This is a genomic window from Octadecabacter algicola (assembly GCF_021532625.1).
Taxonomy (GTDB): domain Bacteria; phylum Pseudomonadota; class Alphaproteobacteria; order Rhodobacterales; family Rhodobacteraceae; genus Octadecabacter; species Octadecabacter algicola.
On the sequence record NZ_JAKGAR010000001.1, the window covers coordinates 599,550 to 624,411 of the forward strand.

Consider the following 24,862-nt stretch of genomic DNA (forward strand, 5'->3'; position numbering starts at 1 on the left):
AGCTTAGCTGCGCATCTCAAGGGTTTGAGCGACACCCTGAGCGATCACGTTCGTGAAATCGGCCTCATCGCGCACGCTGGCCATATCAGAGGCCTGCACCGTTACGCCCCAGTTCTTGGCCATGGCTGCATAACGCGGTTGTCGATGGGCAAGGGCGCGCGCATAGGTCCAACGGATAAACGTATCGGGATCAACCGTATTTGGGTTCTGGTCGTGAACCTTGAGAAATTCAGCCCAAGTTTCCATTAGAAACGTTGGATCGTATGCCATCGGCTTTGGCGCCTTGTCGAAACGTTCGATCAGGTCGGCGGTGTGTTCTTCGCTGCCTTCGATCCAGACCATAAGACTTTGAGAAGACAGAGCTTTCAGCAACGCATCGTCGGGGTCTTCTGGGTTAACCCATTCGCAAATCGAACCGCCAGTGTCACAGACGAAGTTCTTGTACCCGTAAAGCGCCTGCGAGCGTTCCATAAAATAGCCGGTATCATGGAGCGCGGAGATTTCAGCGCGTTGGAACTGATCCTGACGACGGCGATATTCTGACATTGGCAAACCGCCCTTAGCCGGATCGCCGGGCTTTCCAAGATAGGTGCTGACGGTGCTTAAATCATCAAACGATATATTGGAGCCGATATAGATGCTGTCAGACATCAGCAATTCCCGCAGAAACGGGACCTTCATCGCCTCTGCTTTGGCATTATCGGCAATGAATTCACCCATGTAGCGGGTGCCAATGCGGTAATCGACAGAATAGTGGAACCAATCACCTGTATCGCGCAACATATTGGAGACATGGGTTTTTCCCAGTCCAGACATTGCGAATATCAGTACACGCTTTTGCGCGGCGTCGGTCCATTTAGAGGCGGAATTATACAACATGGGCTAGGGGTAGCCTGAGACGCGCAGTGGGGCAATAAAAAAGCCCCGACCGGTTGGGTCGGGGCTTTGATGTGTTGTTTTTGGCTGCCTTAGAAGGAGTACGCAACCTTCAAGCCGACACCAATTGCCGAGTTGTCATTAAACGCCGAACCGATCGTTGTCGTTGCATCACCGATATTGACATAACGGACACCGCCAGACACTTCGACACCGCTGTCCATCGTATAGGCCGCGCCAACTTGGTAGCTGATGTAGCCGTCTGTTGGCCCAAGGTTACCGGTGGGGTCACCAGTTGAATTTTCGTAACCAATGGAGAATGAAGCGGCGAGTTGGTCTGTCAGACGCCGACCAACACCTACGTTGTACGTGACCACATCATCGTCATAAGTCAGGATGTCACCCGCGAGAGAGTCCGTCAGCGCAAAACCATCCCAAGCGACATAGCGAATAGAACCGAACAACAGTGTGTCCGCCGCAATGCCTGTTTGGAAATCAAGGTTAATCGATTCAGGCAACGTTGTATCAAGGTCGCCAACAGTACCTTCAAGTGTGCTCAACTCAATTTCGCTTGAGTAAGTCAAAGCGACACGAAGCGCGATGTCTTTACGCTCATATGCGGCACCTGCCACAAATCCAACGCCGTCACCGGAAGAATAAGTGGAAGAATACGCAGGTGATCCACCGAGAGCGGCAGGCAGGGCCGGAACGGTATAGACACCATTTGCTTTCAAGTAGCGCAAACCACCGTGAACACTGAAGTTGTCGTTGATGTTGTAGTTCAAAAGGGCCGTTACCGCATCGCTTTCAACTTGCGCGTTCGCGCCGTTGAAAATGTAACCTGCTGTGTCATATGTTACGTCGGCACCGTACGGGTTATCAAAGATAATGCCGAGAGCAAGTTGATCGCTCAACTGCGTTTTATACGCCAGCCCAAACTGCGTGTAGCTGTTGGCCATTTCGCCCGAATTTGTGCCGCCAAGTGCGGCTTGAGCAACACCAGTTACGCTCGGTGTCACCGACCCAAAGCTCAGCTCAGCGTAGTCGCCGTCTTCAAAAATAACACCTACGCTCTGCCCAGAGCGGTCAAGACCGCCGGCGGTTGCGATGCTGGTCGTCAAAAGCAGGGCTGCGCCTGCAGTTACAAACTGTTTCATTTTTCCCATTTTTCCCTAATACCAAAACTTTTCAGTCTCGGACGTTTCCTCACGATCAACTTAGGGAAGGTGCGACGTTTTGGTCAATGAATTTGATTGTCTTACGCTACGTCCCTATCGTCTGTTCGGCGTCTGTGTGATGTTTTTGTGACCCCGTTTTTGCCCGTGAAATATTAAGATAGTTCGCACCAAAGATCACTGCAGCGCCGACAAACACCCAGATATCCAAGGGCTCTGCGTAAAAAAGCGCCCCGACAATTGCGATCACGGGTAAACGTGCAAAGTCGATAGGCATCACGATACCGGCAGGCGCGAGAGACAGGGCGGTCGTGAGACAGAAATGCGCTGTCAGCCCCGCGAATCCAATCAAGATGACCCAAGGGAGTGCGGAGAGTGACGGCAGCGTAATCTGCCCATCATAGCCCGCAGCGATCAGCCCAAAGGCGGCTTGGGTGACTGTAAGCCAAAACAAAATACAGGTGATTGTTTGGGTCCGCGTCAGTTTACGAGTGAGAAGGGCGGTCACCGCAAAACCGATTGCAGCACTCGCCGCCGCGACTGTCGCCGGTGACAGCGGCGTACCGATGGGCCGCGTCACGATCATAACACCGACAAAGCCGATCGCAGCGGCCAACACTCCAATGGACGTGATCCGTTCGCGCAACAGCAATGGCGCCAGAAGGATCACCCAGATTGGCGTGGTGAATTCCAATGCAAAGACCTGCGCCAACGGCAGCAGAGGCAAGGCGTAAAACCAGAGGTTTTGACCCGTAAAATGTGCAAGATTTCGAGCGCCATGCAACGCGAGCTGTTGGCTATTGATTTGGCGGTAAGCCCCCGACGCTCCCGCCACCGTCACGACGACAATCACGCCAACAAGAGACCGGAACAGCATAATCTCGAAGGTGTCCAGCTCGTGACTGATCTCTCGGCCAGCAATGGCCATAGATGTAAAGGCGATGATAGCCCCGATCATCCAAAGTGCAGCTTTCAGTGTGTCGGTCATGGGCACTTGCTGTCAGCTTGACGGTCGGCGCGCAAGAGGGCGGTTCAATTACGCAGGCAGCAACCGACCAGCAACAACGGGGTTTCGCCTCTTTGGGTCAAAACACGCGCGCCATGATCGTAGCCATTACACAGGCCCTGATCGACGATCAGGATCGCGCTGTCGCCGCGCCCGATCAGAGTTAGTGCGACGGGCCAGTCGCGCCCCTCGGCCGGAGTCACCAACATCACATCCATTTCAGAGCTGCGCTGAAAGTCGAGCGTGGCGGTCTCGCCAGCGACTTCCAGCGTCCACGTCGGGTCGCTTCCAGAGCAGATCAGGGGGTATGTCAATTCCTGCGCTGAAAGCGGCAAGGCAGAAAAAGCAAGGTAACAGGCAATGGATCGCATATCAGGATGCTAGCAGCGCGGCCTAATGAAGCCAATCCACAGATGGCTTCAGAGCGAGCGAATAAACCGAAGCGCGGGCGGCGTTAAACCAGATCGCGAAGCTTTCGCGAAACAGGATGTTCCAGTTGACGGCGCCCGTTAATGGATCGCGGCGCACGTCTTCTGATTTCACCAAGGCGACCGACACATCTGACTGATCCTGTTCCCAAGACGCCCAGTGAAATGACGCCCATGAACGAGGTAAATGGAATGCTTCGGTGACAACGATCAGTCTGCGTGCCTCTGGAATAAGGGCTAATGAAAACAAAGCATTCTGCAGCGTTGATTGTGCTCGGCCTTCTTCGATAACGGCGCTGACAGGAAGACCAAGCCCGACGGCATAACGCCCCATCTGACCGCCGGCAGTGACGCCATGGGGGGTCGCGGTACCACCCGTGAACAAAATCACGGGGGCGAGGCCGGCCTCATAGAGTTGTACACAGCGTTCGATGCGGGTCAGAACGGGCGCACCTAAGGTGCCATTCGATGACATGCCACCGCCCAAACAGACAATAGCGTCCGCCTGTTTCAAATCCGCCATGTCAGATTTTGGCCAAAGGAACGTCCAAGCAAGCATCGCTGCCGTCATTAAGACATAAGCAGCAACACCCCATTTAAGAACCCGAAGACCTAGGCGGGTTATTCCCACTCAATCGTGCCCGGAGGTTTGGACGTGATGTCGTAGGTGACGCGATTGATCCCCGGCACTTCGTTGATGATCCGCGTGGCCGTTTCGCCCAAGAATTCATGGGTGAACGGGTAATAATCCGCAGTCATGCCGTCCACAGACGTTACCGCGCGCAACGCACAGGCAAAATCATACGTCCGGCCATCGCCCATCACACCAACGGTACGCACAGGCAGGATTGCGACGAAGGCTTGCCAGATTTCATCATACAGGCCGTGTTTACGGATCTGGTCGATATAAACAGCGTCCGCTTCGCGCAAAATGTCGAGCTTTTCGCGCGTGATTTCGCCAGGGCAACGGATCGCAAGACCCGGACCAGGGAAGGGGTGACGTCCAATAAAGGACGCAGGCAGGCCAAGTTCGTGGCCCAACACGCGGACTTCGTCTTTGAATAGTTCACGCAGGGGTTCGACCAGTTTCAGGCCCATCTTTTCCGGAAGGCCGCCAACATTGTGGTGGCTTTTGATGGTCACGGACGGGCCGCCAGAAAACGACACAGATTCAATGACATCTGGGTACAACGTACCCTGAGCAAGGAACTCCGCACCCTCAATCTCATTCGCGTATTTCTGGAACACGTCAATGAACAGCTTACCGATGATTTTGCGTTTTGTTTCCGGGTCGGATTGGCCTTCGAGTTCACCAAGGAACAGATCAGCTTCATCCGCGTGAATGACTTTGAGGTTCATGTTGTCGCGGAACATCGCAACAACGTCGGCACCTTCGTCAAGGCGCAGCAAGCCGTGATCAACGAAGACACATGTCAGCTGATCGCCAATTGCTTCGTGTAGTAATGCCGCCGTAACGGATGAATCCACGCCGCCGGACAAGCCACAGATGACCTGTTTGTCACCAACCTGTTCACGAATGCGCGCAATCGCGTCGTCTTTGTAGCCCGCCATCGTCCAATCACCAGAAAACCCAGCCAAGCGGACAAAGTTTTCATAAAGTGTGGACCCGTTTGGGGTGTGGTGCACTTCGGGGTGGAACTGAACAGCATAGAAATTGCGTTCAAGATCAGCGGTGATGGCGTAAGGCGCGTTAGGCGATGTGCCATAAACCTCAAAACCGGGGGCGAGTTTGGCAACGTGGTCGCCGTGGCTCATCCAAACTTGTTCTTTCTTCTCAAGGAACCAGCCAGCCAGTAGATCAATGCGATCCTCTGTTGGTGTCACGTAAGCGCGACCAAATTCTGCCGTACCGCCGCCACCTGTATTCTTGCCACCGTGCACTTCGCCGCCGAGCTGCTGCATCATAGTCTGTTGACCGTAGCAGATGCCCAGAACAGGGATGCCCATCGTCCAAAGACTTTCGGGGGCCCTTGGGCTGCCTTCGCGTGTGACTGAATCTGGCCCACCCGAAAGAATCACAGCCTTAGGCGCGATCTGTGCAAGAACGTCATCGGTGACGTTCTGATAGGGGTGAATTTCACAATAGACATTCTGTTCGCGCAAGCGGCGCGCAATCAGCTGCGTCACTTGGCTACCAAAGTCGATGATAAGAAGGCGGTCGTGTTCGATTATATCCATGATGCGTCGTAAAACGCGAGCGGCGCGGACGCAAGGATTCGGGGTGTCGAAAATCGACAGGTAGAATGTCGCATTTGCCTCGTATAGGCCGCTTCTTTGGGACGAGCGGGCGCTTGGCCCGTGTAGTTTTTGGATCAACAGGATTCTTACGGGGTAATCATCATGTCAGAGACAGCAACACCAGCACGCGGACGACGGGCACGTGGTGGCGGCGGTGCCGCACGGCGCGCCGAACGTACAGCGGTAAGCTTTGAAACTGCGCCGACAATCGTGCGCAATATCCCCAACCTTGAAATGTTGAGCGATGAGGCCTTGGATATCATCGAGGCCAATGCGGAAACCGTGCTTGAAGAAATCGGTGTCGCGTTTGTCGATAACCCAAAGGCACTTGAGCGCTGGAAGGCCGCTGGGGCAATGGTAGACGGTGAACGGGTCCGTATCCCAAAAGGATTGGCGCGTAAACTTTGTGAAACAGCGCCTTCCGAATTTACCCACCACGCCCGAAACCCCGAAAAATCCGTTCAGGTGGGCGGCAAGAATTTGGTTCTGGCACCAGTCTACGGCCCTCCGTTTGTGCGCGATGCCGATGGCGGTAGGCGCTACGCGACGATTGCCGATTTCCAGAAGTTCGTAAAACTCGGCTATATGTCCAAGTGGCTGCACCTTTCAGGCGGCACCGTGTGCGAACCAACAGATGTTCCGGTGAACAAACGCCACCTTGATATGTTGATGGCGCATATGACGCTGAGCGATAAGCCCTTCATGGGGTCCGTTACCGAACCAAGCCGCGCACGTGACAGTGTAGAGATGTGCGAAATCCTGTTTGGCAAAGAGTTCGTTGCCGAAAACACAGTGATGACGTCGCTCATCAATATTAACAGCCCGCTCACGTTTGATGAAACAATGATGGGCGCGTTGGAAGTCTACGCGGAAGCAAACCAAGCCAGCATCATTAGCCCGTTTATCGTAGGTGGGGCCATGGCGCCGGTATCTGTCATGGGGACTTTGACACAAGTCTTGGCGGAAGTTCTGGCTGGCGTGGCCTATAGCCAGTTGATCCGCCCAGGTGCGCCTGTGATCTTCGGGACCTTTGTGACCTCGATCGACATGAACTCGGGTGCGCCGACATTTGGTACGCCAGAGGCTGCACATATCACAAACGGCGCAGGACAATTGGCCCGCCGTCTTGGGTTACCTTATCGCTCGGCCGGGTCGTTCTGCGGTTCTAAACTGCCAGATGCACAAGCCGCCTATGAAACGTCAAACAGTCTGAATATGGGGCTGCTGTCCGGTGTGAACTTTATGCTGCACGCCTGCGGCTGGCTTGAAGGCGGCCTTGTCGCTGACTTCGAAAAGTTCGTGCTGGATGCCGATCAGCTCGGCACGTTGCACCACATGGCCAAAGGTGTCGAGATCGACGAGAACGCCCAAGCCATGGATGCGATCCGTGAAGTCGGGCCGGGTGGGCACTATCTTGGCTGTGCCCACACGCAAGCAAATTTCAAAACGGCTTTCTGGCGCTCCGAAGTGTTTGACTACAAGCCGTTTGAAACATGGGAAGAAGAGGGCGCGCGCGACAGTCAAACGCTTGCCTCTGAACGGGTTGCAAAACTGATCGACACCTATGTCGCCCCACCGATGGATCCGGAAATCCTGATCAAACTGAATGCCTATGTCGACGAGAAAAAGGCATCCATGCCAGACAGCTTTATGTAAAAATACGTTTAGGGCCGTCAGACGACCGTCATGGCGGCCCTTCGTTTTTCTGCATTAGACCTCTTAAGGATCTGCGCCTCGCACATCAGTGCTACGATAAGTTCAATGTGGCGTGCGATTGAATATTCGGCGCTGTCATTCAAGCGGTGATCATTTGTCGTCGCTTCGATATCCATTAAGCGCATGATGGCCTGACTTGGACCGGGAATGGTTTCACATTTTAAAAGGCGTCGTAGGTGCACAACGCGGTTGTAGTCCTCAACCCCATGTCGGGCTGTGCTGACCAAAAGTTTCGGTCGGTTCAGGCGAGAAATCTGGGTTAGTACATCTTCCATAGCGGCTCTCCAGTTTGATCAATGTCACGACAATGACACAACCCAAAGTAGTGTTGCGTGTGTATAACTCGCGGCGAACGGTAGGTTAAAGAATGTTTATCTTTTGGAAACAATTCTATGCGCCTGTGGATAACATTAACGAAACGGAAACAATTGCCCGCCAAGATTGCAGGGCTTGGCGGGGCAGTCGTTAGGCAAGGGAATTGGGAAACAAAATGATCGAGAGCAGACGCGCAAACCGCGCGATCCCATCATGGGTGCCTGTTGAGGTGCGCAATTACATTTTTCATACAGAAATGGGACAGGCAATTCGTGTGCTGGCACGTGGGCAGAACTGTCATCCGTCAACAATCATGCGTCAGGTTCGCAAGGTCGAACAAAGACGGGATGATCCACTTGTTGATCGGGCAATCAAGATTTTAGCGGAGGAGGGGCCAAACGCCCTGACGCCGTCCTCTCTTGAATTGATGCAGGCGCTCCGCCGCCTTGCATCGCCGGATGTACTTTTGGCTATCGCGTTAGGAATGGATCAAGGCGTCGTTCTAAAGGACAATCCGACAGGTGAACCAGACCACAGCAGCAAGCTTCCTATGCAAACGGCGACGACACTGGCGTTGCGAGGGTGGATTTCAAGTGGCCAAACAACGACGCGGGTTTTGCGCTACCGGATCACTGCCGGGGGACGTGTGGCACTGCGCGAACTTACGGCCATGTCCGAAAACAACGCCCGTGAAATGGCCGAAGGACCTGCCAGCTTTACTGGTGCGCCCAAAGGCGTCGGAACATGGGATGAAAAACCGGTTCCTGTGCGCGCAGCCACGCAAGACAGCCCAGTTCTTGCCCTTTCACGGCGCAAAGATCTGGATGGCAATCCCTTCATCAACCGAAGTATGGTTCAGGCGGCCGAACGTTTACGAGAAGGCTACGAGCTGTCCTTGGTCGGGCGTTCTATGGGTACAGACACGTCACCGGACTGGGACAGCATGCTGGCCAAGATTGAGGCACATGAACCCATTGAGCGGTTGAAAAACCCCTCGGCGGATCAAGTCGCAAAAGCACTCTCGTATCTGGGACCTGGATTGTCGGCGATCGCATTGCGGTGTTGTTGTTTGCTTGAAGGACTTGAAACGACAGAAAAGCAAATGGGTTGGGCTGCGCGGTCTGGCAAGGTCGTTTTGCGGATCGCATTGCAGCGGTTGGTTTTACATTACGAAGGTGTCGGCGGGCTCGGTCCAAAGATTGGCTAAGCTGCACGATATGCACAGCGCACAAACCCGCGACCCAGTGCATTGAGACCCTTGGACAAATCCTCTCAAACGGCCTAGATAGGTCGCAAGAGGAGACCCACATGACCACGCGTGATCTGAAGATTCCGGCCCAACGTCACCCTGAGAAGCAGCGGCGCCCAGATGCGCCGCAGCCCAAAAAGCCAGATTGGATCCGTGTTAAGGCCCCCGTCAGCGAAGGCTACATGGACACGCGCGACATCATGCGCGAGCACAAACTGACAACAGTCTGCGAAGAAGCAGGTTGTCCAAATGTGGGTGAATGTTGGTCTCAGGGTCATGCGACCATGATGATTATGGGCGAAGTTTGCACACGGGCCTGCACCTTTTGCAACATTGCGACCGGCAAGCCACCAGAAGCCTTGGACGTTTTTGAACCGGGCCGTGTTGCGGATGCCGTTAAGAAATTGGGCCTGAACCATGTTGTGATTACCTCTGTGGATCGCGATGACGTAGAAGATGGCGGCGCGGAACATTTTGCGCAGACCATCCGTGCCGTGCGTCGCCAATCCCCGAACACCACCATTGAAATTCTGACGCCGGACTTCATCCGCTGTGATCCAAGTGTTCTTGAGATCGTGGTCGAAGCGCGTCCTGACGTTTTCAACCACAACCTTGAAACCGTTCCAGGGCTTTATCCAGAAGTGCGCCCCGGTGCGCGGTATTTCCATTCCCTGCGTCTTTTGCAGCGCGTCAAAGAGCTCGATCCGACGATGTTCACCAAATCTGGGATCATGGTTGGCCTTGGCGAAGACAAACAAGGTGTGACGCAAGTAATGGAAGACATGCGCGCGGCTGATATCGATTTCCTGACCATCGGTCAGTATTTGCAGCCAACACCGAAACACCACAAAGTGGATCGTTTCGTGACGCCTGAAGAATTCCAAACCTATGAAAAGACAGCTTATAACAAGGGCTTCTTGATGGTTTCTGCCACGCCTCTGACGCGATCCAGCTACCACGCTGGCGATGATTTCGCGAAACTTCGCGCCGCGCGGATGGATAAGCACGGCTCTTAACCCTAGGTTGAACCGCCTTAATCGCCTAACCTTTGCCCATTATGGACGGAGGCGATTATGGATTTGAAAATACTGACATGGAACGTCGAACATTTTAGCGGCACCAAAACGGCTGCAAAAGCCGGACGCGTTGACCGCGTAATTACAGAGCTTGAGGCACAAGACCCCGATGTCTTTGGCTTGCTTGAAGTTGAAGGCGCGGAGAGTTTTAACATTATCGCCCAGAGAATGACGGACTATACCTTTATGCTGACCGAAGGGCGGCAAGTTCAGGAAATTCTCATCGGGTTCAAAAAGACATTGCGTGCATTCATCACGCAGAAAGGGGAGTTCAAAGAGAACAACCTTGATCTACGGCCCGCGGCGCTTTTGACCATTACGTCTGATACCGGCAAACATCTTCCAATCCTGTTTGGACACTTCAAATCCGGCAGCGACCCAAAGGGCTGGGGGCTGAGAGTATCGATGTTTGAAAAGGTTAGCAGCCTAAAGAAGGTCATCAACAAGATCGCCGTCGCACAAGGGGATGCGTCGGGCGGTATGGTCGTTCTGGGCGATTTAAACACGATGGGGATGGTTTTGACGGATTCGGATGGTGATCTTGATGCCGACGCCGAAATCATAAGACTCAACAAAAGATTTGCCCGCGTTGGGTTGCGCCCGTTAGTAAAAAGCCACCCACATACGTTTTCTAACGGCACTGGCAGCAGTTATCCCGATAGCGATTTGGATCACGTTTATGTGGACGAAAACATGACCATTGAAACAGACGCCAATGGGCATGAGGCAAACGTCGGGGGCTGGGCTTTACTGCCAGCGGGCTCACAACGCGATGCATGGATCGCGTCAATGTCCGACCACGCGCCGGTGTCGTTCACGGTACTGAATTTCTGATTTTAAGGCAGCGCGACCAGATAAGCCGCGATGGCGGCTCTGTCTTCTGGTGGCAGTTGTGCTGTGTTTTCAACTACGTCCACCATTTCACCGCCCACACTATCAAAATCCGGTGTGAAACCGCTGTCGAGGTAAATGGCGATGTCCTGTTCACTCCACCCAAGGTCATCGGGATGGATAGACGGGATGCGACCCTCGCCAGATGGGTTCGCCGCGCCGCGCAACCACTGAGCCGTTTGCGTACCACCTAGGATGTTACGCGGAGTGTGGCATTCGCCGCAGTGGCCCAATGCTTCAACCAGATAACGGCCGCGTTCGATTTCGGGTGTCGGGGCGTCCGCGACAACCCAATCATCGCTTGCGAACAAGAACTTCCAACCGCCAAGGCTGCGACGGATGTTAAAGGGAAACCCGACATCGTGATCCCGCGACGGGGTCGCATCAGCGGGCAGGGTCCGCAGATGGGCGATAAGATCCACCGCGTCTTGCGGAGTCATCTTTGAATAGGTCGTGTAGGGAAATGCGGGGTAATAATGTGCGCCGTTTGGCGACACGCCAGCCATCATCGCGTTGACGATTTCATAATCCGTCCAGCCCCCGATACCATGATCTGGGTCGGTCGAAATGTTGGGCGCATAGAAGGTTCCGAAATCACTGACAAAGGCTTTACCCCCGGCCAAAGCGTCACTGCCTTCAGCACTGTGACACGATGCACAGCCTGCTGCGGCCATCACCAGTTCACCGCGTGCGGGGTCACTTTCAAACGGGGCATCCGTCAGGACTCTTGGGTCAAGGTCTTGAGGGGCCGTTACGTAAAACGCAACAGCCGCCCCAACTACGCCAACAGCTAAGACGAAGGCTCTTTTACGCATTACCGTGCGCGGTATTCGCGGTGACAGGCGGAGCAGGTGCCACCAAGGTTGCCCATCGCGCCCTGAAGGCTGGCGAGGTCATTGCCCGCGACGTCGGCCATACCTTGAGCCTCAAACGCAAGGTCTTCGCCTTTGGACATGAAGTCATCCAAGTTTTCCCAAATAGCAGGTTGGGCCTTGGTGCCTTCGGCGGTTCCTTCAGGCCAGAAGCTCGCCGTGTTCATTGACGTTAGGGCCACCATATTGTCGGCTGCCGTTTGCGCCGCTTCGGCATCATAGTCAATTTTGCCCTGTGCCATTCCACCCAGAATGCCAACATTATACGCGTAAAGCTGCATTTGAGCGTGCCGCGCAACAACAGTAGGATGCATATCTTCGTCAGCGTGTGCGGTTGCGATCGTGGCAACCGCAAGAACAGCGGTGCCAGCAAGAAGAGAAAGGGATTTCATAATTGGGCCTCCATAAAAGTGAATAATCATGAGAACGGTAACATGGAAGGGTAGGTTTCAAATTCAACTTTATGTGCAATTACGCACAATCGATGTGACTAGGTAAACCGTACTTTACCGATAAATGGCAGATTCCGATTTCGCTGCGCATAGTCGATTCCATAACCGACAACGAATTCATCAGGGATTTCAAAGCCGGTCCAATCGGCTTTCATGTCGACCTCGCGGCGTGATGGTTTATCGAGAAGCGCAATAGAGCGAAGCCGCGCAGGTTTTCGGGTGTTGAGCATATCAATCACTTGATGCAACGTATGGCCGGTGTCGACGATGTCTTCGACAACCAACACATCGCGCCCTTCGATCTGGCCGCGCAAGTCCTTGAGAATACGCACTTCACGCGAACTTTCCATGCCGTCGCCGTAGCTGCTAGCCTCAAGAAAATCGACCTCGACCGGAAGGTCCAGCTCGCGAACGAGGTCCGCAATAAACACAAATGATCCGCGCAACAGGCCAACCACAACAAGCTTATCGGTGTCTTTGAATTCACTCTGAATGGTTTTTGCCAGATCTTCGATCCTTGCTGCGATCGATTTAGCAGAGATCATCACGTCAATCACATATGGCGGAGATGCGGGGGCGGTGTCGTTTGCTTGCGTCATTCGGGCCGGACCTTGTGCAATTGCTTGAAATTCCGCACAAACCATACGACATGGTTCAACAATGTCACCCGTGAAAGCGACCAATGCCTGCCCATTCTGAAACCAAACACCTGCCGTACTCAGCGGCGCAAATGTATGACCTCGTCGGGGACGTGGCGAATTATCCAAAGTTCCTGCCATGGACCGCCGCTGCCCGCATAAGATCGCGCAATGATGAGGGCGACCACGAGGTGATGTTGGCCGACCTTGTGGTCAGCTTTAAGGTCTTTCGCGAAAAGTTCGGCAGTCGTGTCGTGCTTTGGCCTGCAGAGCGTAAGATAGAGACCGCCTACATCGACGGCCCGTTCAAGTTTCTAGAAAGCACGTGGCGATTTGAAGATGTAGAAGGCGGTTGCGACGTTCACTTTGAAGTAGACTTCGAATTCAAGAATAAACTTTTGCAAGGCGCCGCTGGCATGTTCTTTAATCAAGCGATGCAAACCATCGTGCGCGCCTTTGAAACCCGCGCCAAAGAACTCTACGGTTAAGAGGACCAGTACTGAAAGGCGCGCCATGCAATCCCTCACAACGGCCCCGACGTTAACAAGCGAACGGTTGACCCTACGAGGGCCCGAACGGAGTGATCTGCCAGCTTTTACCCGCTTCATGACCAGCGCCCCGTCGCTGGCCGCACAGGGCGAAACCGGTACGGCGCAACAAGCATGGTTTGGCTTTATTGCCGGTATCGGCCACTGGCAGTGGCACGGGTTTGGGTTCTTCATTGTTGTGGACAAAGCGACAGATGAACCCGTTGGCCGCGTGGGGTTACTCAAACATGTCGACTGGCCGGACGTTGAATTGGCTTGGCATCTGTTTGAAGGTGCCGAAGGCAAAGGGTTTGCCACCGAAGCCGCAACGGCGGTCAAGACATGGGCCTATGGGGATCTAGGTCTTGATCGACTGTACAGCTACATCGATTGCGACAACTCCCGCTCACAAGCGGTGGCAAAACGGCTTGGTGCCAGCACAGACGGAACACGCGCGGCTCATGAACCGGACGCCGAAATCTGGCACCACACTCGGCCATAAGCGAAGCCAAGAACGAAAAAGGGCGCCGGTTAGGGCGCCCTTTGTGTTGTTAGCAGATTGAATTAGCTGCTCATGTCGTAGGCGCGTTCGCCGTGGGACGACAGGTCGAGGCCTGTGTGTTCGTCTTCTTGGCTGACGCGGATCGGGAAGATCGCCTTGACGACCAGAACGATCGCAACCGTTGTGACAACTGTCCAAACACCGACAACTGCCAAACCGCCAAGCTGTTCCGTCCAGCCCGCGTGGCCAAAGACAGCCAGCATAATGATACCGAACATACCGCCAACACCGTGCACCGCGAAAACGTCCAGCGTATCGTCGATCTTCAGCGTGTTCTTTACGATGGAACACAGCTCCTGACACATGACGCCAGCAACAGCACCGATGATCAGTGCTTCGATTGGGCCAACAGAACCAGAAGCAGGTGTAATAGAAGCAAGGCCCGCAATCGTACCTGTCACCAGACCCACGAGGGACGATTTACCGTAACGAATACGTTCCCAAAGAACCCAAGTCAGGGAAGCAGTCGCCGCAGACAAATGCGTGACAGTTATTGCCATTGCGGCAGACCCGTTGGCCGCCAATTCAGACCCACCGTTAAAGCCGAACCAACCAACCCAAAGCATCGCGGCACCAATCATGACCATACCAGGATTATGAGGAGGCTTGGATTTGTCAGACCGACCGCCCAAGAAAAACGCAACGATCAAAGCCGCAAGACCTGCTGTCTGGTGAACCACGATGCCGCCGGCAAAATCGTTAACGCCATTCGGGAACAAGGACCATTCCTCGCCAGCCAACAAACCGCCGCCCCAGATCCAGTGAGCAACAGGCGCGTAGCAAATCAGCATCCACAGTCCCGAGAACGTCATCACAAAGGCAAACCCGATACGTTCAACATATGCACCAACAATCAGAGCTGGTGTGATGATCGCAAAGGTCATCTGAAATGCGAAGAAAAGAACTTCGGGGATGTTGCCCGACATAGTGTCTTCGGTCACACCATTGAGGAAAGCCTTGCCGAGACCGCCCCAGTAGGCATTCCCGTCGCCGAACGCGATGGAGTACCCAACGGCCAGCCAAAGTACTGACATCAAGCAGGCAATTCCGAAACACTGCATGAATACGCTCAGCACGTTGCGGGCGCGCACAAGGCCACCGTAAAATAAAGCCAACCCTGGCAGGGTCATAAACAGCACCAAGGCTGTTGCGACGAGTATCCAAGCGGTGTCCGCTGCGTTCATTGTTCCGTTCCCCTTTTTCGTTTGGGGCGGTTAATCGTAAACGAACTGCCTTAAAAAGGGGCGCGAAGGACTCATGCTGCTTAAATTTGCCGCTTTATTAAAAATGCCGCGTAAATAGGCGGGATTTGGTGCTAACGGCTAATTTATGAGCAATCCTGAATCAGCGCCGCATTCAAAAGCTCGAGCGCTGTTTGGACGCTATTCTCGCGGACTTGGCCGCGGCCCAATGCACCAAAGTCATGCGTTACGGCCTGAACACCATCCGCTGTTGCCACACCAAAACACACGCGCCCCTCGGGTTTGTGCTCGGACGGGCCCGGACCAGCAATACCTGTGATCGATACCGCGATGTCCGCCTTCGCAGCGCGACGTGCACCATGGGCCATTTGGGCCGCAACCTCTTCAGAAACAGCTCCGACCTGATCCAATGTCAGAGGTTCAACACCCAGCATTTCAACTTTAGCGGCGTTGGAATAGGTGACAAAGCCGCGCTCAAACATTGCGGAACTGCCCGCAATATCGGTGAGTGCAGCACTCACCATGCCGCCGGTACAGCTTTCGGCCGTGGTTAGGATCACGCTTTTGGCAATAGCGAGCTCAACAATTTCTTGTGCAAGGCTCACAGCAAAAACACGTGCCATATGATGGCCAAAAGAACCACAAAGAGTGCTGCAAACACACCAGCGATCACATCATCCAACATCACACCAGTTGCATTGTCTTTGCGATCCGCCCAACCGACGGGGCCGGGTTTGGTGATGTCAAACAGGCGAAACAACACAAACGCCGCAACCCAACCGGGCCAGAGGCCGAGGACATCCGCATTCACCCAGTACGCACCGAAAAACACTGGAAGGAGCGCGATCCACTGTCCGATAACTTCGTCGATGACAATTTCGGACGGATCGTGATTATCCGCACCTTCAGTCATCCACTTCGTCGCGATGTAGCCCTTGATGTAGCCTGCGGGGATAGCAATCAGGAACAACCAAAAGCCGCCGATCCAATAGATCAACAACGCTAAGGGCAGGGCGGCCAGTGACCCCCATGTACCCGGAGCAGGTTTCATGTAGCCGACGTAGAACACCGTCGCTGTGATTTTTGCCCAAGTGTCTTTCATGTCTTCACCAATGTTACGGTTGCGATGGCAGCGATCCCTTCGCCGCGCCCAGTAAAACCGAGCCGTTCCGAGGTCGTGGCCTTTACGCTAACACGATCAATATCCAGTTGCATTATCTCGGCCATGCGGGCGCGCATGGGCTGTGCGACTGGCCCGATCTTGGGGAACTCGCAAATCAAAGTGCAATCCATATGAGTGATTTCAAATCCCATATCACGGGCAAGGCCGCACGCGTGGCTCAGGAAAATATGGCTTTCTGCGCCTTTCCATTGGGGATCACTGGGTGGGAAATGTTGGCCAATATCACCACGACACAAAGCGCCATAAATCGCGTCCGTTACCGTATGCATACCCACATCGGCGTCTGAATGGCCTTGCAAACCGCGCTCATGTGGGACTTTCACGCCGCAGAGCACCACGTGATCGCCCTCGCCGAAACGGTGAACGTCAAAACCGTTTCCGGTTCGAATATCTGGGATCATTTGTGGCTCCAAAAGAAGGGATGCGGCGCGGTCAAAATCCGCGGGTGTTGTTATTTTGAGGTTACGCTCATCGCCATCGACGATTGCAACAGTAAGCCCCGCACGACGGGCGACTTCAACGTCATCGGTTGCACCCTGCCCATATTTGACGTGGGCCGTGCGGATCGCATCAAGGTGAAACCCTTGCGGGGTTTGTGCCCGATAAAGGCCATTGCGATCCTGAAGCCCTGTCACAACCCCATCTTCGCCGCGCCAAAGAGTATCAGACACTTGAACAGCTGGCGCTGCAGCGGGTGAGGTTTCAAGTGCGTTCAAAACGCGATCAATTACTTTGGCAGGCAGGCAGCACCGCGCAGCGTCATGCACCAACACGATATCTGCTTGCGCTTCGGCCAATCCCGCGAGGACAGAAAGCGAGCGTTCCGCGCCACCAATGACGATCTGGGCGCGGTTCTCGAGGCCCAAAGCGGCGACATGTTCAAGATCATCGGCCGACACCACTAGGATTATGCGGCCAACGCGCGGATGGCTTTCAAATACCGCAAGCGTGTGTTCCACAACAGTTTTCCCGGCAATGAGCTGCCATTGCTTGGGGACATGCCCGCCAGCGCGAGCTCCGCGTCCTGCTGCAACGATAAGGGCGTCCACTGTCATGAAAATTCCTTTGTGTGTCTTGGGGTGGTTCTAGTCAGTCACGCGGAAATGGGGAAGGGATTAAGGGTGAGTGCTTAAAAATTGTGCAAGTGGTGTTTTCCGCCTATTATTTGAACTCACTTTCCTTGAGGTCTTACCATCGCCGCGCTAATTCATGCCCATGACACAACAAATGCCCTTACCTGATCCTGATAGCCCCGTCGCGCTCGCGCCGTTGGCCGGAATCACGGATTTGCCGTTTCGCCAACTGGTGGCGTCATTCGGTGCGGGTTGGGTTGTCTCTGAAATGGTAGCGAGTCAGGAAATGGTTCAAGCCAAGCCCGGCGTGCGCGAGAAAGCAGAACTTGGTTTTGATCAAGCCGCAACAGCCGTGCAGCTTGCGGGGCGCGACGCCTATTGGATGGCAGAGGCCGCCCGTCACGTCGCAGCCAATGGGGCCGCAATGATCGACATCAACATGGGCTGTCCGGCCAAAAAGGTAACGAATGGCTATTCGGGCTCAGCATTGCTGCGCGACCTGGATCATGCATTGACACTGATTGAGGCCGTGGTTGATGCCGTTGATATTCCGGTCACGTTAAAAACGCGTCTGGGTTGGGACGATGCGCTGCTGAATGCGGCGGATCTGGCTGTTCGCGCGGAAAACGCGGGCATTGCACGGATTGTGATCCATGGGCGAACACGGTGCCAGTTTTATAAGGGCCACGCCGATTGGAATGCCATCGCCAAGGTTAAGGATGCGGTGCGCATTCCAGTGATCGCCAATGGCGACATCGTTGATGCCAAGACAGCGCGCGCCGCATTGGCGGCGTCTGGTGCGGATGGCGTGATGATCGGGCGCGGCGCGCAAGGGCGACCTTGGATTTTGGCACAGGTGGCTGCGCAGCTGGCGGGTGCCCCTATTCCAAACGCTCCAAGCGGGCGGGGTTTTATCGACATGGTCTTACAACACTACGACGCGATGCTTTCATTTTACGGAACTGAACTGGGCGGCAAAGTCGCCAGAAAACACTTAGGTTGGTATATGGATCAGATCACGCAAGAACCTGCGCTTCGCAAAGCGGTGCTTACGGAACGCGACACAGCGAAGGTTTTCGACCTTCTGCCGGAGGCACTGGCAGCATGAATGCGCTTTGGACCTCTTTACCCGTACCAGCGTTGTTGCTGAACAAAGACGATACAATCGCCGACAGCAACCCTGCCGCTGAGAGCTTTTTGAACCTGTCCACAAAATCACTTCTTGGTGCGTCCTTGTGGGATAAAGTGATGATCGACGCTCCACTAGAAGGCGCGTACGCACGGGCGTCTGCGAACCGCTCGTCTTTGTCTGTCAATGACGTTGATGTGGGCAGCGGTGAACGTCCGCCAGTTCTGTGTAACATCCAGTTCGCGCCGATGGTTGGCGAAGACGATCAAATGCTGATGCTGTTTGAACCAACAGAGACAGCAGCCCGCCTTAACAAATCAACTCAGTCCGCACGGGCCGCACGATCAGCAATCGGCATGGCCGAAATGCTGGCGCACGAAATCAAGAACCCACTTGCGGGAATTACAGGTGCCGCACAGTTATTGTCGATGTCACTGTCGACTGAAGATCGCGAAATGACCGATCTGATCGTAGAAGAATCCCGCCGTATCGTAAGCCTGCTGGAACAGGTCGAACAGTTTGGAAACCTTCAGGCGCCAAACCTTGCCCCAGTGAACATTCATGATGCCCTTGATCGCGCGCGACAATCTGCGTCTGTCGGGTTCGGTGCTCACATGATGATGATCGAACAGTATGATCCGTCCCTGCCTCCTGCTTTGGTAGACGCTGACCAGCTGCTACAAGTGCTTTTGAACCTTCTGAAGAACGCATCTGAAGCGGGTTCAGCGGGTGGATCGATCACGCTTCATACGTTTTACGACCCGTCTTTGCGGGTAAAGGGCGGCACTGGCGCGTCTGCGCGGCTGCCTCTTCAGATTGAGATCATTGACGATGGCCCTGGATTGCCGCCCGACATTGCGGCGGATGTGTTCGAGCCCTTCGTGTCCGGCAAAGAGAACGGCACCGGGCTCGGGTTGGCGTTGGTCGGCAAACTGGTGGCGGATGTGGGTGGCATGATCACCGTTTCCTCCGTCCCCGGTCGCACAGTTTTTCGGGTATCGTTGCCCGTCGTTCCAAAAGATTACCAAGGAGAGAACTAGATGGATGGCACAGTACTCGTCGCGGATGATGACCGCACAATCCGCACCGTTCTAACACAAGCGTTGACGCGGGCAGGCTGTAAAGTCCATGCGACGTCTAGCTTGGTGACGCTTATGCGTTGGGTCGAAGAAGGCAAGGGTGACCTTGTGATCTCTGACGTTGTAATGCCCGACGGGAATGGTCTTGAACAACTACCACAGATTTCCGCCATCCGGCCTGACCTGCCTGTGATCGTGATTTCCGCGCAGAACACTATCATGACAGCAATTAAAGCCGCTGAAGCCGATGCCTATGACTACCTGCCCAAACCGTTCGATTTACCGGATTTGATGAAACGGGCGGCGCGTGGCCTTGAGATGAAACCGCGCCGCACACCTGCGGCCTTGGTGAATGACGCGGAACCTGACGATCTGCCGCTTGTCGGGCGCACGCCCGCGATGCAGTCGCTGTACCGACTGGTCGCGCGTGTGATGAACACACCCTTGTCCGTTTTGGTGACAGGGGAAAGCGGCACGGGCAAGAGCCTAATCGCCAAAGCCATTCACGATTTTTCTGATCGTCGCACACAACCTTATGTCGTGGCGAACGCCGCCGACTTAGAAGGCATGGATGGCCCACAGGCGCTGCTGTCGCGCGCTAAGGGCGGCAGCTTGGTTTTTGACGAAGTCTCTGACTTACCCGAAGCAATGCAAGCGCGTATCGTGCGCATGTTAGATGCCTTGGGCGAAACTGCGCCACGTATCATGGCCACATCTCGCAATGACCTGATGCAGGCGCTTGAGGATGGCACATTGCGCGAAGACCTCTATTACCGCCTTGCAGGGGTAACAGTGTCGATGCCGCCGTTGCGCGATCGCGTCGATGACATCCCGCTTTTGGCGCAACACTTCTTGGCACGCGCTGAACAGCAGGGCACACCGCCACGTCAATTGGGCAGCAGTGCCATTGATCTAATGCGGGCCTACACTTGGCCAGGAAACGTCCGCCAACTTGAAAACGTAGTGCACCGTTTGGTTGTGACGTCCAGCAACGCCGAAATTCATCGCCCCGAAGTGGAACAAGTTCTTGGTTCGCAACCCGCGATCGAACCGTTGCAAACTGGATCATCTGAAAAGCTGTCAGGCTCAGTTGCCCAGCACCTGAAACGCTACTTTGATCTGCACGGCGGAACCCTTCCGCCAGCCGGCCTTTACCAGCGCATTCTGCGCGAGGTTGAAGCGCCATTGCTTGAAATCGCGTTAGATGCGACCTCCGGCAACCAAGCTAAATGTGCCGAGCTTCTTGGCATCAACCGCAATACCTTGAGAAAAAAGATCACAGAGCTGGATATCCACGTGACACGCCGCCGCAAAATGATGTAAAAGGGCAACATAACCGTGACCCTCTGGCCCCACTCTTGGGTTCAGGGCAGGATCACATCAACAGGCGGTGGGCGAAGGGGTGCTAAATAGCACCTAATAAGCCCCTAGGAAGTGGGGCTTTTCGCGTGCAGCGATCCCTTATTGGTACAGCAATGCTGGCGTTTTCGCGCTGGCGCCGCAAGAGCAGCGTTCGCAACGCTTCTACTGTGTTGCTGGTGGCGTTGGCACCTGTTCTGGTGATCCTGACGATCACGGCTCTGCGTCCGCTTGACCAGACAGGCCGCACAGACGTTCTACGGCTGATTTTGCTGGCCGATATTATTTACGTTTTGATTATTGCTGCCTTGGTTGCCTCACGCGTGGTTGCCATGATCGCGGCGCGACGCAACAAGTCCGCGGGTTCAAGGTTGCACCTACGATTGACCGGAGTGTTCGGCCTTTTGGCATTGATCCCAACCGTGGCCGTTGCGGTCTTTGCTGTTTTGACCATCAATATCGGGCTTGAGGGATGGTTTTCTGAACGGGTTCGCAATGTTTTAGGCAATTCTCTGTCCGCCGCCCAAGCCTACGAAGAAGAACACCGCCAAGAAGTTGCCCGCGACGGCATTGCACTGGCCGGATTTTTAAACACCGAACGTCTACAGACATTCTTCATGCAAAGTGGCGAAGTCCGACAGGCGCTTGCTCGGGTCCAGCCCCAAATCGAGCGTGGGCTGACAGAAGTGTTTGTTCTGGATTCCGCTGGCGAAATTTGGGCGAGGGGGGAGCAGTCCTACGAGTTCTACTTTGAGCGCCCCGAGCTGGAACAACTTACAGAAGCCCGCCAGATCGGCATGCTCATTATCGAGGACTATTCCAACAACGAATTCCGCGCTTTGATCCCGCTAGAAGCCTTTAACGAGAAGTATCTTTACGTCACGCGTGAAGTCGATGGCGAAATTTTGGCTTTGTTGGACAACACTCAAGAAACCGTGGTGCTCTACGGCCAACTGGAGGACGAACGCGGTCGGGTCCTGTTCGAGTTTGGTCTAATTTACTTGGGTTTCGCGCTGATCCTTATCATTGCTGCCGTCTGGGTGGGTCTTTGGTTTGCGGAACGCTTGTCACGTCCCATCGGACGTTTGGTTGGCGCATCCCAGCGGGTTGGTTCCGGTGATTTGACCGTGCGCGTCCGGGAAGAAGACGGCGAAGATGAGATTGCGCAACTGGGGCGTTATTTTAACCAAATGACCGAACAGTTAAGCACGCAACGCGAAGAACTGTTGGACAACACACGACAGATTGAACGGCGCAGGCGCTTGTTTGATTCCGTTTTGTCTTCGGTTCCGTCAGGCGTGGTTGGTCTGGACGAAGAAGGGCGTGTAACGTTTGTAAACCGCTCGGCAGGGCGTTTGCTTGAGGTGGATGGGGGCACACAGACAGCCTTGTCAGTCGCCGTTCCCGAGTTCGCAGCGCTGTTTGATGAGATGACGTCAGAAGGCAAATCTGTGGTGCAGGGACAGGTAAACCTTGTTCGTGGCGGGAAACAAGAGAGCCTCTTGGTGCGCATGTCCCACCGCTCGCGCGAGGATGACTCTCTGGAAGGCTATGTTGTTGCCTTTGAGGACGTGACCGATCTGGTGTCAGCACAGCGTATGGCGGCCTGGGGCGATGTTGCACGTCGGATCGCCCACGAAATCAAGAACCCACTAACCCCGATCCAACTGTCGGCCGAGCGGATTAAGCGCAAGTTTAGTAAGGAAGTCGAGGTTCCGGGTGACCTTGAGCAACTTACAGACGTTATCGTACGCCAAACCAATGACTTACGCCGCATTGTCGATGAGTTTTCCAAGTTCGCGCGGATGCCGGAACCTGACCGTCACGTCCATGATCTGGCAAATATTCTGCGCGATGCAGTGACTCTGCAAGATGCGGGTCAGCCAGATGTGACGTTCAGTAGCGATATCCCTACGGGTGAGGTTTGGGCGGATCTGGACAGCACGATGATGTCTCAGGCGCTGACGAACCTGATTAAGAACGCAGGCGAAGCAATTGAAAGCTTGCGAGAAAAAGAGCCTGACCTCAACATCACGCCGCAGATCAAGATCGCAATGTCGCTGCGAAATGATGTTGCCGAAATTACCATTGCGGACAATGGGATCGGCCTACCAGAAGACCGCGCCAAGCTGTTTGAACCCTATGTCACGACGCGTGACAAGGGCACGGGGCTCGGCCTGCCAATCGTAAAGAAAATCATAGATGAACATAGCGGAACGCTGACGTTAACGGATGCGCCCGTCTTTGATGGTGGCACGCGTTTCGGCGCGATGGCTGTCATCACACTTCCAATCCAGGCTGCCACAACGCAGCCGATAAAAGAAACTGCATGAGGACCACTGTTATGGGCGATATTCTGATTACCGACGATGAACGCGACATTCGCGAATTGATTTCGGACATCTTGAAAGACGAGGGTTTTAGCACGCGTTTGGCTGGTACGTCGGATGAGTGCATGGCTCAGATCGAACAGGAAACGCCTGCGCTGATGATCCTTGATATCTGGCTGAAGGACAGCCGGATGGACGGGATCGACATTCTCAAGCAAGTCAAACGGGATCACCCAGAAGTGCCAGTCGTCATCATTTCCGGCCACGGTAACATCGAGATCGCCGTCGCCGCGATTAAACAAGGTGCCTACGACTTTATCGAAAAACCGTTCAATATTGACCAGTTAATGGTCGTTATTCGCCGCGCCATGGAAACCAGCCGTTTGCGTCGGGAAAACATCGAATTGAAACGCACGGATGTTGCACCCTCCGAAATGTTGGGTGAAAGTGCTGCGTTTCGCACACTGATCAGCCAGTTGGAAAAGGTCACCAAGTCAAATGGTCGGGTTATGCTTTCGGGTGAAGGTGGCGCGGGCAAAGAGACGGCCGCACGCTACATTCACATCAATTCCGACCGCGCGGATATGCCGTTTGTTTCCGTGAATTGTGCGTCGATCGAACCAGACAGCATGGAAGAAACCCTGTTCGGGCGTGAAACCGAAGGACGCGGTGTTGAGCGCGGTCTGTTGGAAGAGGCCAACGGAGGGGTAATATACTTCGACGGAGTCGCGGATATGCCACTCGGCACCCAGACAAAACTGCTGCGCGTCTTGGTTGACCAGAAGTTCCAACGCGTTGGGGGAGTGGATAAGGTACAGGTAGATGTACGCGTTATTTCAAGCACTAACAAAGACTTGCAAGTCGAAATTGAAGCAGACCGTTTTCGCCAAGAACTGTATCACCGCCTTAACGTCGTGCCGATCCATGTTCCGAGCCTTGAAGAACGCCGAGAGGACATTCCTTTGCTTGCTGCGCATTTCATTTCCGAGCTGAATGCCTCTCAGGGACTGATCGCCAGAGAGATTAGCGATGAGGCCGACGCCTTGCTGCAAACGATGCAATGGCCCGGCAATGCCCGCCAGTTAAAGAATGTGATGGAAAGGGTTTTGATCCTTGGCGACGGAACCGGCCCGATCGAGGCCAAAGAGCTACCAAATCAGAACGAAGGTCCGTCCGAGGAAGGCCGCGTGTTGCTGTCTGGCAGCCTTGCGACTTTGCCACTTCGCGAAGCACGAGAGCTGTTTGAACGGGAATACTTGCTGACACAGATCAACCGTTTTGGCGGAAATATCAGCCGTACAGCCAGCTTTGTCGGGATGGAACGGTCTGCTTTGCATCGTAAACTCAAGACCTTAGGGGTTGTTACGTCCAATAAGGCGGGTGCACGTGTTGCCTATATTGAAGACGACGCAGAAGCATAACCAGAGTTGACCGTCGTGACCTGTTCTGTCACCACAATCCAATC

General features: G+C 54.5%; 25 protein-coding genes. 11 read left to right on the forward strand and 14 right to left on the reverse strand.

All coding sequences use genetic code 11. The features are described 5' to 3' along the window. Nucleotides 1-3: 3 nt before the first annotated feature. The 6 genes from L0666_RS02910 to guaA all read right to left on the reverse strand — a co-directional run bounded on the left by L0666_RS02910 (nt 4) and on the right by guaA (nt 5,684). The gene (locus L0666_RS02910; protein WP_235258281.1) at nt 4-879 is read right to left on the reverse strand and encodes an ATPase; all 876 of its coding nucleotides are present in this window, start codon (nt 877-879) and stop codon (nt 4-6) included. 89 nt (nt 880-968) lie between these two features. Further along, the gene (locus tag L0666_RS02915; RefSeq protein ID WP_235258284.1) at nt 969-2,033 is read right to left on the reverse strand and encodes an OmpP1/FadL family transporter; all 1,065 of its coding nucleotides are present in this window, start codon (nt 2,031-2,033) and stop codon (nt 969-971) included. A 106-nt stretch (nt 2,034-2,139) separates the two neighbouring features. Further along, nucleotides 2,140-3,039: a DMT family transporter gene (locus L0666_RS02920; protein WP_235258288.1), complete on the reverse strand. Its 900-nt coding sequence runs from the start codon at nt 3,037-3,039 to the stop codon at nt 2,140-2,142. A gap of 44 nt (nt 3,040-3,083) precedes the next feature. Next, nucleotides 3,084-3,428, reverse strand: a complete 345-nt coding sequence (locus tag L0666_RS02925) for a hypothetical protein (RefSeq protein ID WP_235258289.1) — start codon at nt 3,426-3,428, stop codon at nt 3,084-3,086. 22 nt (nt 3,429-3,450) lie between these two features. Beyond that, nucleotides 3,451-4,116 (reverse strand): YdcF family protein, encoded by a 666-nt coding sequence (locus tag L0666_RS02930; protein ID WP_235258291.1) that lies wholly within the window; start codon nt 4,114-4,116, stop codon nt 3,451-3,453. Next, on the reverse strand, nt 4,107-5,684 hold the full coding sequence (gene guaA, locus L0666_RS02935) for a glutamine-hydrolyzing GMP synthase (protein WP_235258292.1): 1,578 nt from the start codon (nt 5,682-5,684) through the stop codon (nt 4,107-4,109). The genes L0666_RS02930 and guaA overlap by 10 nt, the downstream gene beginning before the upstream one ends. A gap of 162 nt (nt 5,685-5,846) precedes the next feature. On the opposite strand from guaA, the gene L0666_RS02940 reads away from it, so the two are divergent. Beyond that, nucleotides 5,847-7,400 (forward strand): trimethylamine methyltransferase family protein, encoded by a 1,554-nt coding sequence (locus tag L0666_RS02940; protein WP_235258293.1) that lies wholly within the window; start codon nt 5,847-5,849, stop codon nt 7,398-7,400. A 17-nt stretch (nt 7,401-7,417) separates the two neighbouring features. On the opposite strand, the gene L0666_RS02945 is transcribed toward L0666_RS02940, so the two are convergent. After that, the gene (locus L0666_RS02945; RefSeq protein WP_235258295.1) at nt 7,418-7,735 is read right to left on the reverse strand and encodes a DUF6477 family protein; all 318 of its coding nucleotides are present in this window, start codon (nt 7,733-7,735) and stop codon (nt 7,418-7,420) included. Between the two features lie 215 nt (nt 7,736-7,950). On the opposite strand from L0666_RS02945, the gene L0666_RS02950 reads away from it, so the two are divergent. The 3 genes from L0666_RS02950 to L0666_RS02960 are packed head-to-tail and all read left to right on the forward strand — an operon-like array spanning nt 7,951 to nt 10,934. Next, nucleotides 7,951-8,982 carry a DUF6456 domain-containing protein gene (locus tag L0666_RS02950; RefSeq protein WP_235258305.1) on the forward strand — a complete coding sequence of 344 codons (1,032 nt, stop codon included), beginning with the start codon at nt 7,951-7,953 and terminating at the stop codon, nt 8,980-8,982. Further along, entirely contained in the window at nt 8,883-10,040 is a 1,158-nt protein-coding gene (lipA, locus tag L0666_RS02955) for a lipoyl synthase (RefSeq protein ID WP_235258313.1), read from the forward strand. The genes L0666_RS02950 and lipA overlap by 100 nt, the downstream gene beginning before the upstream one ends. Before the next feature lie 57 nt (nt 10,041-10,097). Continuing rightward, a complete protein-coding gene (locus L0666_RS02960; protein WP_235258323.1) occupies nt 10,098-10,934 on the forward strand; it encodes an endonuclease/exonuclease/phosphatase family protein in 837 nt (278 codons plus the stop codon). Between the two features lie 2 nt (nt 10,935-10,936). Here L0666_RS02960 and L0666_RS02965 read toward each other — a convergent pair whose 3' ends face one another. From L0666_RS02965 to hpt, 3 genes are all read right to left on the reverse strand, one after another. Further along, nucleotides 10,937-11,806 carry a cytochrome c gene (locus L0666_RS02965; RefSeq protein ID WP_235258325.1) on the reverse strand — a complete coding sequence of 290 codons (870 nt, stop codon included), beginning with the start codon at nt 11,804-11,806 and terminating at the stop codon, nt 10,937-10,939. Then, nucleotides 11,806-12,255: a c-type cytochrome gene (locus L0666_RS02970; RefSeq protein WP_235258327.1), complete on the reverse strand. Its 450-nt coding sequence runs from the start codon at nt 12,253-12,255 to the stop codon at nt 11,806-11,808. Before L0666_RS02970 ends, L0666_RS02965 begins: the two co-directional genes overlap by 1 nt. A gap of 98 nt (nt 12,256-12,353) precedes the next feature. Next, entirely contained in the window at nt 12,354-12,914 is a 561-nt protein-coding gene (gene hpt, locus L0666_RS02975; RefSeq protein WP_235258336.1) for a hypoxanthine phosphoribosyltransferase, read from the reverse strand. 83 nt (nt 12,915-12,997) lie between these two features. Here hpt and L0666_RS02980 point away from each other — a divergent pair, with 83 nt between their 5' ends. Both L0666_RS02980 and L0666_RS02985 read left to right on the forward strand, forming a co-directional pair. Then, the gene (locus L0666_RS02980; protein ID WP_235258338.1) at nt 12,998-13,441 is read left to right on the forward strand and encodes a type II toxin-antitoxin system RatA family toxin; all 444 of its coding nucleotides are present in this window, start codon (nt 12,998-13,000) and stop codon (nt 13,439-13,441) included. A gap of 25 nt (nt 13,442-13,466) precedes the next feature. Further along, nucleotides 13,467-13,982 (forward strand): GNAT family N-acetyltransferase, encoded by a 516-nt coding sequence (locus L0666_RS02985; protein WP_235258340.1) that lies wholly within the window; start codon nt 13,467-13,469, stop codon nt 13,980-13,982. A 62-nt stretch (nt 13,983-14,044) separates the two neighbouring features. Here the strand turns inward: L0666_RS02985 and L0666_RS02990 are convergent, their stop codons facing one another. The 4 genes from L0666_RS02990 to L0666_RS03005 all read right to left on the reverse strand — a co-directional run bounded on the left by L0666_RS02990 (nt 14,045) and on the right by L0666_RS03005 (nt 17,482). Further along, the gene (locus L0666_RS02990) at nt 14,045-15,226 is read right to left on the reverse strand and encodes an ammonium transporter (protein ID WP_235258342.1); all 1,182 of its coding nucleotides are present in this window, start codon (nt 15,224-15,226) and stop codon (nt 14,045-14,047) included. A 143-nt stretch (nt 15,227-15,369) separates the two neighbouring features. After that, nucleotides 15,370-15,867: a CinA family protein gene (locus L0666_RS02995; protein ID WP_235258344.1), complete on the reverse strand. Its 498-nt coding sequence runs from the start codon at nt 15,865-15,867 to the stop codon at nt 15,370-15,372. Continuing rightward, nucleotides 15,846-16,346: a phosphatidylglycerophosphatase A family protein gene (locus L0666_RS03000; RefSeq protein ID WP_235258347.1), complete on the reverse strand. Its 501-nt coding sequence runs from the start codon at nt 16,344-16,346 to the stop codon at nt 15,846-15,848. Before L0666_RS03000 ends, L0666_RS02995 begins: the two co-directional genes overlap by 22 nt. Next, nucleotides 16,343-17,482: a bifunctional 2-C-methyl-D-erythritol 4-phosphate cytidylyltransferase/2-C-methyl-D-erythritol 2,4-cyclodiphosphate synthase gene (locus L0666_RS03005; protein WP_235258349.1), complete on the reverse strand. Its 1,140-nt coding sequence runs from the start codon at nt 17,480-17,482 to the stop codon at nt 16,343-16,345. The genes L0666_RS03000 and L0666_RS03005 overlap by 4 nt, the downstream gene beginning before the upstream one ends. 160 nt (nt 17,483-17,642) lie before the next feature. Here L0666_RS03005 and dusB point away from each other — a divergent pair, with 160 nt between their 5' ends. From dusB to ntrX, 5 genes are all read left to right on the forward strand, one after another. Then, on the forward strand, nt 17,643-18,608 hold the full coding sequence (gene dusB / locus L0666_RS03010; protein WP_235258352.1) for a tRNA dihydrouridine synthase DusB: 966 nt from the start codon (nt 17,643-17,645) through the stop codon (nt 18,606-18,608). Continuing rightward, a complete protein-coding gene (locus L0666_RS03015) occupies nt 18,605-19,669 on the forward strand; it encodes a two-component system sensor histidine kinase NtrB (protein ID WP_235258354.1) in 1,065 nt (354 codons plus the stop codon). Before dusB ends, L0666_RS03015 begins: the two co-directional genes overlap by 4 nt. Then, entirely contained in the window at nt 19,670-21,031 is a 1,362-nt protein-coding gene (locus L0666_RS03020; protein ID WP_235258355.1) for a response regulator, read from the forward strand. It abuts the gene before it with no gap. Between the two features lie 152 nt (nt 21,032-21,183). Further along, entirely contained in the window at nt 21,184-23,400 is a 2,217-nt protein-coding gene (locus tag L0666_RS03025) for a sensor histidine kinase NtrY-like (protein WP_235259546.1), read from the forward strand. An 11-nt stretch (nt 23,401-23,411) separates the two neighbouring features. Then, nucleotides 23,412-24,818: a nitrogen assimilation response regulator NtrX gene (ntrX, locus tag L0666_RS03030; protein ID WP_235259547.1), complete on the forward strand. Its 1,407-nt coding sequence runs from the start codon at nt 23,412-23,414 to the stop codon at nt 24,816-24,818. Nucleotides 24,819-24,862 lie beyond the last annotated feature (44 nt).

Excerpts from the sequence above, each read along its gene's own strand:
- L0666_RS02910 (WP_235258281.1), bottom strand. The coding sequence starts at position 879 with ATGTTGTATAATTCCGCCTCTAAATGGACCGACGCCGCGCAAAAGCGT.
- L0666_RS02970 (WP_235258327.1), bottom strand. The coding sequence starts at position 12,255 with ATGAAATCCCTTTCTCTTCTTGCTGGCACCGCTGTTCTTGCGGTTGCC.
- L0666_RS02945 (WP_235258295.1), bottom strand. The coding sequence starts at position 7,735 with ATGGAAGATGTACTAACCCAGATTTCTCGCCTGAACCGACCGAAACTT.
- hpt (WP_235258336.1), bottom strand. The coding sequence starts at position 12,914 with ATGACGCAAGCAAACGACACCGCCCCCGCATCTCCGCCATATGTGATT.
- L0666_RS03000 (WP_235258347.1), bottom strand. The coding sequence starts at position 16,346 with ATGAAAGACACTTGGGCAAAAATCACAGCGACGGTGTTCTACGTCGGC.
- L0666_RS02960 (WP_235258323.1), top strand. The coding sequence starts at position 10,098 with ATGGATTTGAAAATACTGACATGGAACGTCGAACATTTTAGCGGCACC.
- ntrX (WP_235259547.1), top strand. The coding sequence starts at position 23,412 with ATGGGCGATATTCTGATTACCGACGATGAACGCGACATTCGCGAATTG.
- L0666_RS02985 (WP_235258340.1), top strand. The coding sequence starts at position 13,467 with ATGCAATCCCTCACAACGGCCCCGACGTTAACAAGCGAACGGTTGACC.
- L0666_RS02940 (WP_235258293.1), top strand. The coding sequence starts at position 5,847 with ATGTCAGAGACAGCAACACCAGCACGCGGACGACGGGCACGTGGTGGC.
- L0666_RS02990 (WP_235258342.1), bottom strand. The coding sequence starts at position 15,226 with ATGAACGCAGCGGACACCGCTTGGATACTCGTCGCAACAGCCTTGGTG.
- L0666_RS03015 (WP_235258354.1), top strand. The coding sequence starts at position 18,605 with ATGAATGCGCTTTGGACCTCTTTACCCGTACCAGCGTTGTTGCTGAAC.
- L0666_RS03020 (WP_235258355.1), top strand. The coding sequence starts at position 19,670 with ATGGATGGCACAGTACTCGTCGCGGATGATGACCGCACAATCCGCACC.
- L0666_RS02980 (WP_235258338.1), top strand. The coding sequence starts at position 12,998 with ATGCCTGCCCATTCTGAAACCAAACACCTGCCGTACTCAGCGGCGCAA.
- L0666_RS03025 (WP_235259546.1), top strand. The coding sequence starts at position 21,184 with ATGCTGGCGTTTTCGCGCTGGCGCCGCAAGAGCAGCGTTCGCAACGCT.
- L0666_RS02965 (WP_235258325.1), bottom strand. The coding sequence starts at position 11,806 with ATGCGTAAAAGAGCCTTCGTCTTAGCTGTTGGCGTAGTTGGGGCGGCT.
- L0666_RS02920 (WP_235258288.1), bottom strand. The coding sequence starts at position 3,039 with ATGACCGACACACTGAAAGCTGCACTTTGGATGATCGGGGCTATCATC.
- guaA (WP_235258292.1), bottom strand. The coding sequence starts at position 5,684 with ATGGATATAATCGAACACGACCGCCTTCTTATCATCGACTTTGGTAGC.
- dusB (WP_235258352.1), top strand. The coding sequence starts at position 17,643 with ATGACACAACAAATGCCCTTACCTGATCCTGATAGCCCCGTCGCGCTC.
- L0666_RS02950 (WP_235258305.1), top strand. The coding sequence starts at position 7,951 with ATGATCGAGAGCAGACGCGCAAACCGCGCGATCCCATCATGGGTGCCT.
- L0666_RS02915 (WP_235258284.1), bottom strand. The coding sequence starts at position 2,033 with ATGAAACAGTTTGTAACTGCAGGCGCAGCCCTGCTTTTGACGACCAGC.
- L0666_RS03005 (WP_235258349.1), bottom strand. The coding sequence starts at position 17,482 with ATGACAGTGGACGCCCTTATCGTTGCAGCAGGACGCGGAGCTCGCGCT.
- L0666_RS02995 (WP_235258344.1), bottom strand. The coding sequence starts at position 15,867 with ATGGCACGTGTTTTTGCTGTGAGCCTTGCACAAGAAATTGTTGAGCTC.
- L0666_RS02925 (WP_235258289.1), bottom strand. The coding sequence starts at position 3,428 with ATGCGATCCATTGCCTGTTACCTTGCTTTTTCTGCCTTGCCGCTTTCA.